This is a genomic window from Streptomyces sp. 8K308 (assembly GCF_004348315.1).
In the GTDB taxonomy this organism is placed as follows: Bacteria; Actinomycetota; Actinomycetes; order Streptomycetales; family Streptomycetaceae; genus Streptomyces.
The window spans coordinates 1-5,542 of record NZ_SMKC01000413.1; the positions used below are offsets into that span (position 1 = coordinate 1).

8 protein-coding genes and 1 pseudogene are annotated in these 5,542 nt (G+C 69.6%); 5 read left to right on the forward strand and 4 right to left on the reverse strand.

What is annotated here, in order from left to right:
* The 4 genes from E1265_RS38335 to E1265_RS32790 all read right to left on the reverse strand — a co-directional run.
* The coding region (locus E1265_RS38335; protein WP_207931299.1) for a hypothetical protein at nt 1-237 on the reverse strand (237 nt) is incomplete at its 3' end.
* Nucleotides 238-367: 130 nt separating this feature from the next.
* Nucleotides 368-1,633, reverse strand: a complete 1,266-nt coding sequence (locus tag E1265_RS32780; protein WP_347877275.1) for a DUF4143 domain-containing protein — start codon at nt 1,631-1,633, stop codon at nt 368-370.
* A gap of 563 nt (nt 1,634-2,196) precedes the next feature.
* Nucleotides 2,197-2,619 carry a PIN domain nuclease gene (locus E1265_RS32785; protein ID WP_132934602.1) on the reverse strand — a complete coding sequence of 141 codons (423 nt, stop codon included), beginning with the start codon at nt 2,617-2,619 and terminating at the stop codon, nt 2,197-2,199.
* Nucleotides 2,616-2,831, reverse strand: a complete 216-nt coding sequence (locus tag E1265_RS32790; RefSeq protein ID WP_132934603.1) for a type II toxin-antitoxin system VapB family antitoxin — start codon at nt 2,829-2,831, stop codon at nt 2,616-2,618. Before E1265_RS32790 ends, E1265_RS32785 begins: the two co-directional genes overlap by 4 nt.
* Nucleotides 2,832-2,930: 99 nt before the next feature.
* On the opposite strand from E1265_RS32790, the gene E1265_RS32795 reads away from it, so the two are divergent.
* The 5 genes and pseudogenes from E1265_RS32795 to E1265_RS32815 all read left to right on the forward strand — a co-directional run.
* A complete protein-coding gene (locus E1265_RS32795) occupies nt 2,931-3,542 on the forward strand; it encodes a tetratricopeptide repeat protein (protein WP_132934604.1) in 612 nt (203 codons plus the stop codon).
* Complete coding sequence (locus tag E1265_RS32800; RefSeq protein ID WP_243741280.1) at nt 3,542-4,066, forward strand: LuxR C-terminal-related transcriptional regulator; 525 nt, start codon at nt 3,542-3,544, stop codon at nt 4,064-4,066. The genes E1265_RS32795 and E1265_RS32800 overlap by 1 nt, the downstream gene beginning before the upstream one ends.
* A 196-nt stretch (nt 4,067-4,262) precedes the next feature.
* Nucleotides 4,263-4,547, forward strand: a complete 285-nt coding sequence (locus E1265_RS32805) for an isochorismatase family protein (protein WP_165953962.1) — start codon at nt 4,263-4,265, stop codon at nt 4,545-4,547.
* A 53-nt stretch (nt 4,548-4,600) separates the two neighbouring features.
* A complete protein-coding gene (locus tag E1265_RS32810) occupies nt 4,601-4,810 on the forward strand; it encodes a hypothetical protein (protein WP_243741278.1) in 210 nt (69 codons plus the stop codon).
* A gap of 23 nt (nt 4,811-4,833) precedes the next feature.
* Nucleotides 4,834-5,418 (forward strand): annotated as a pseudogene (locus E1265_RS32815) (ABC transporter permease); the annotation flags it as partial.
* Between the last annotated feature and the right edge of the window lie 124 nt (nt 5,419-5,542).

Genomic DNA, 5,542 nt, shown 5'->3' on the forward strand with positions numbered 1-5,542 from the left:
CGGTGGGGTCGAGCGGGGAGGCATGGCCCGTGGCGTCGCCGGGCGTGGCGGGGCAGCCGTGGCCGGTGTGCGGGCGACCGCGTGGACCAGGACCTTCTCCCAGTCGGCGGCGGAGGGCCGCTCGTGACGGTCGTTTCGAACACCCTGATCGGCCAGATGCTGGATCAGCAGCTCGTCGGCGGTTCCTGTCATCTTGAGGGGGCCGGTGTCAAACTGGTCTCCGTTGAAGAGGCGCACCGCCAGCAGCGCGAGCTTGTACGCGTCGACAGAACACCTAGCGCTGTGCGTTCTGCCTGTTCCGGCGCCGGGTTTCCGCCCGCAGAGCGGGAGCCCAGCCGGCCTCCCCTCGCTGGATGCGGTGTCCAGGTCAGCCCCACAGGACACAGATCGGCACGGCGGTGATCCGATCATCCAGTTGCTGGATGTACTGCCCGGTGTGGAACACGAGGCCATGAACGAATCGCTCTCCGAGTTCGTCGCGAAGCCAGGTGAGGTGCCGCGCGCTGGACCTGCCCGGGTTGCTGGCGGCCTTGATCTCGATGGCGATGACCCGGTGGCCCGAGAACTCAACGAGCACATCGACCTCTTTCCGGCCGCCGTCCTGGCGGAGGTGGTGGATTCTGGGCTGGTAGTCGCTGAGGGGGAGTTCGGCGCGTAGCTGGGCGACGACGAAGGTGTCGATCAGCCGGCCAAGCAGATCCGAGTCCTGCAGGACGGTGTCGGTGTCCGCGCCGACGACGGCGCCTGCCAGCGCGGGATCGACAAGGTAGCGCTTGGGCGCTTGCCCGAGGCGCTTGAGCCGGTTGGTGAACCACGCGGGTACGACATCCAGGACGAACAGATTGCTCAGCAGGTGCTCGTATGCCACCGCGGTCCTGCGGTCGATACCGGCGGCCTGGAGGAGGGTGACGTGCTCGACGACCCCGGCGGTGTTCAGGGCCAGGGCCTCGAAGTAGCGGCGCAGCCGCTCAGGGTCCCTGCGAGGTTGTACTGTTGCCGCGTCCCTGGTGAGGAGCTGCTGGACGTAGCTGGTGAACCAGCGCCGCCGAGCACGGTCAGACAGGCGGAGCGCGGGTTCTGGAAAGCTCCCCCGCAGGGCCATGTCGACGTAGTCACGGACGTCCGGGATGACCTCCGGCAGGCTCAGTGCCGATGGCCCGAGCCGGGTGAGGCGTTCCACCAGCGAGAGTCCTGCCGTGTTGCCGACCTTCTCCCGCATACTCAGGCCGGTCATGGGGACGTGGATGACCCGTCCGGTTCCGGGCCAGGTGTGGGAGTCCAGTTCGGCACGTACGGAGCCGGTGAGAAGGTACCTGCCCGCTCGGGGATCGGCGTCCACCGTGCGTTTGACGGCACCGAGTACTTCGGGAGCCTCTTGCCACTCGTCGAGGAGCACGGGCTCGGCCAGTCCGCGCAGTGCGGCGTCCGGATCCGTACGGAAGACCTCGGCGACGCCGGGTGTGTCAAGGTGGATCACAGTCGCCGCATGCTTCCGGGCCGTCGTGGTCTTTCCGGACGCGCGCGGCCCCACGAGTGATACCACAGGCACCTCGGCGACGAGCTCGGCCAGGAGCGGGTCGACGAGGCGATGCTGGTAGGTAACCTCCACAAGATCCCACGATACCACTTTCACGCAGCTCTGAATGTCGCTCTCACGCAGCGCAGCGTACCCTTTTCACGCAGCACTCCTTACGCCGTGGTTCGCCGCACCCGCGCGGGTAGGTCGCTGCCGGTTGTGGATGAAGTGCCAGCACGGTTGCGGCAAGGCCCCCCGCGGCTGCAGGACCGGCGTACTGCCCGGATCGGGTGCGGGTACGGCGCGAGGAGAGCGGGCCCGTCTACCCGCAGGTGACCGACCCCATGCTGAAGGAGGCGGTCCGGAGATCGAGCGAGCCAGCCGGGGAGCGTCGGAGACGGCCACTGTGGACAAGAACCAGGACAACGAGCGTTGAGACACGACGAAGGCCCCCGGCCGTGGATGGCGGCGGGGGCATTCGTTCAGCCCGGTGAGAGCTGGCGGAGGATACGAGATTCGAACTCGTGAGGGTGTGAACCCAACACGCTTTCCAACTGTCCGCCTGGCTGTCCGGGTGGGGCCGGAGGCGTCCTGACCTGCGGCGTAGTGGCTCCCCTACCAAGCTCCGGACAGTATCGGACGAGGATGAATGCAACCAGAACTGCGACCAGAACCTCGGTCTACTTGCCGGCTTCGGGTCCGTACCACTGGAGCGCCTGCCCGGTTACCGCCGCGACGCACTCGAAGTCCCGGTCGCGATGCAGCAGAGTCAGACCCTGCAGCTCGGCTGTGGCGGCTACGACGAGGTCCACCGGTCCTGCGCTGCGGTGTTGACCGCGCCGGGTCAAGGCGTCCTGGACTTGCCAGGCGCGGTCGTACGCGCGGTCGTCGACCGGTACCCATCCGAACACCAGCCGCATGTCCTCGATGCCCTGTTCGCGGTCGACGGCCGAGCGGGAGCTGTAGAAGAGCTCCAGCTCGGTGATGGGGCAGACCGCGATGAGTCCGGCCGCGGCGGCCTGGTCCCAGCCGTACTGTTCCGCGTCGCCGTGCATGAACCGCGCCAGGGCGCTGGTGTCGATCAGGAACTGCGCCGCGTTCACCGTCGGTAGTTCCGCTTGTCCTCGAAGAGGCCCAGGTCGAAGGCGCCCTCCCCGGCCGCGGCCCGCAGCCTGGTGAGCGCGAGCGCCCGCCGCCTGTTCTCCAGCACCTCGCGCAGGGCGGTGTTGACCGTCTCCTTCTTCGTGCCCGTCCCCAGAGCCCTGGCCACCTCGGCGACCAGGTCGTCATCGAGATCGATCACGGTCCGGCTCATCGATGCACCTCCCTTGATATCAATGACTCTCGATAGTGTATCGCGCATGGCGTCAAGGGGGCCTTCCCGCGAGCTGACCGTGACGCCTACCTGGAAGTCTTGTGGGAGGGTGCGGACGGCAACGGCGGCGAGTTGCTCGACGGGGTCTTCGAGACGACGCTGGCGATGCTCGCCGGCGCTCACTCGTCGGCCCGGGCACGCGAGCTGTGCGCGCGGGCGATCGCGCTCGCGGAATCGCAGGGGTGGGCGTCCGACCCGGTCGCCGGTGTCGCGCTGGCGGCGAGGGCACATATCGACGTCTGGGAAGGCCGCTTCGACGAGGCGGAGCAGTGGCTGGATCGGGCCGCGCAGGCGCTGCGTCCGGACGCCGAGCCCGCGACGCGGCTGCTACTGCACCTCACCCGGGGGATGCTGCACGTCGGCCGAGGCCGGCTCGGGCAGGCGCTCATGGAGTTCCGTGCCGCCGAGCAGCTCCAGACGCTGCTCGCCGCGCCGCATGTGCTGACCGTCCGGATACAGCAGTTCCTCGTCCAGACCCTGGTGCGGCTGGGCGACACGGCGGCCGCCCGGGCCACACTGGCCAGGATCTCCGAGGAGCACCGCGACTGGGGGGAGGCACGCGCCGCGCGCGCCTCCGTGTACTTCGCCGAAGGCGATCCGCAGGCGGCCGTCGACGCCCTCGCGCCTGTCCTGACGGTTCGGCGCCCGTGATGCACACCTTCACGGTCATCCAGGCGCTCCTCCTCGACGCGGTCGCCCGCGATCAGCTCGGCGAGACACGGGCCGCCGAGTCGGACATCGAGCACGCGCTCGAACTCGCAGAGCCTGACGCGCTCGTCTTCGCCTTCGTGATGACGCCGCCGCGCGACCTGCTCGACCGCCGCCCGCGGCACCGCACGGCCCACGCCGCGCTGCTCCAGGACATCGTGGACGCCCTCGCCGGGGCTTCGCTGCCCGCCGCCCGGGCACGCGAACACCCCATGGTGCTGAAGGACCTCAGCGAGGGCGAGCTGCGCGTCCTCCGCCATCTGCCGAGCAACCTCTCCGCGCCCGAGATCGCAGGCGAGCTCCGCCTCTCCGCGAACACGGTCAAGACGCACATGCGTCACATCTACGCCAAGCTCGGCGTTCACCGCCGCACAGAGGCGGTCGAGCGCGCCCGCGAAGTGGGGCTGATGGGGCCGTCCTCCCGCCGCCGCCAGGACGGTCGCGGAACGCTCACACGATCCGGGTGATGCGCACTCACCCGCCCGGCCACCACGATCGGCGGCGTCAGCGGTCCCCGACTCCGGGAATGAGGACACACATGACCAACCCGCCCACCGAACTGACGGTCGAGAACTCGGCTCTGGTGCTCATCGATCACCAGCCCTATGTCGCCCTCAACTGCCAGGGGCCAACTTCACGGCCCTGATCGACAACGTCACCCTGGTGTCTCGCGCGGCCAAGGCCCTCGGGGTGCCCACCGTCCTGACCACGGTCGGTGCCGAGGGCAGCATCCTCGCGGACCCGCTCTTCAGCCAGATCACGGACGTCTTTCCCGACATCACCCCGATCGACCGCACGACCAGGGCCGCGTGGTCCGACCCGAACCTGCGGGCCGCGATCGAGGCCACCGGCCGCAAGAAGCTGGTCATGGCCGGCCTCACGACGGAGGTGTGTCTCGCCCTGACGGTCTCGGGGCCCTCAGGGATGGGTTCGAGGTCTACTTCCTGAGCGACTGCTCGGCCGGCACCACCCCCGAGGGGCACGAGGACGCGAAGGTTCGCATGGTCCAGGCCGGCGCGAAGCCGGTGAACTGGCCGGCCCTCGTCTCCGAATGGGCGCCGGACTACACGAAGCCGGAGAACATGGCCGTCGCGGAGCTCTACAACCAGCACGGCGGGGCGGTCAGTCTCGCAGCCCAATACGTCATGGCCCAGATCTCCGCAGGGGTTGTCAAGGCGCCTGAATGGTTCGCCCAGCCAGTCACCGAGTAGGGATCCGTCAGAGGCTTGGCACGCTGGCCCGCGAGCTGGACTCGGCCGCGCTGCTCGGCTGGCCGGCCGCCGAGAAGGAGTTGGGCTGCGACGGCTACGCGACCACGATCTACACCCGGGCCGTGGAGGCACACGTCGTCGACGTCCGGGAGGTGCTCGGCGCCACCGCCAACCCGCAGAACCCCCAACGAGGTGGACGTCTCTTGCCCGTCCGACGCCCTGGCGGCACAGCAGGCCACCGACGAGGCCCTGTCGGGGCTCCTGCTCGGCCCGGGCGCGGTGGCGCTGCTGGTCGGCGGCGTCGGCGTCGCCAACACCAGGTGATCTCGGTGCTGGAGCGGCGGGCGGAGGTCGGCCTGTGCTGCTCGCTGGGCGCCACCCGGGGCCAGCTCCGCACCCAGTTCCTGTGCGAGTCGCTGCTGCTGTCCGCCCTCGGCGGGCTTGCCGGCGTCGCGCTGGGCATCGCGGTGACCGCCGGCTACGCGAGCTACCAGGCCTGGCCGACAGTGATACCGCCCTGGGCGATGGCCGGCGGGGTGGCAGCCACGCTCGTCATCGGCGGCTTGGCCGGCTTCTCCCCGGCGGTCCGCGCGGCCCGGCTCCCCCCCCGTTATGTTCTTCGTGGTCCTGCAAGAGGGCCGCTGGCCTCCGGGCCCGGCATGACTGTGTCCCCCTGTCGCAAGGATGACCTGGGGGGTGGTGTCACCGGGCCCGGCAGGTGCCGTCGGAGAC

Excerpts from the sequence above, each read along its gene's own strand:
- E1265_RS32790 (WP_132934603.1), bottom strand. The coding sequence starts at position 2,831 with ATGAGCCGGACCGTGATCGATCTCGATGACGACCTGGTCGCCGAGGTG.
- E1265_RS32800 (WP_243741280.1), top strand. The coding sequence starts at position 3,542 with ATGCACACCTTCACGGTCATCCAGGCGCTCCTCCTCGACGCGGTCGCC.
- E1265_RS32810 (WP_243741278.1), top strand. The coding sequence starts at position 4,601 with ATGGTCCAGGCCGGCGCGAAGCCGGTGAACTGGCCGGCCCTCGTCTCC.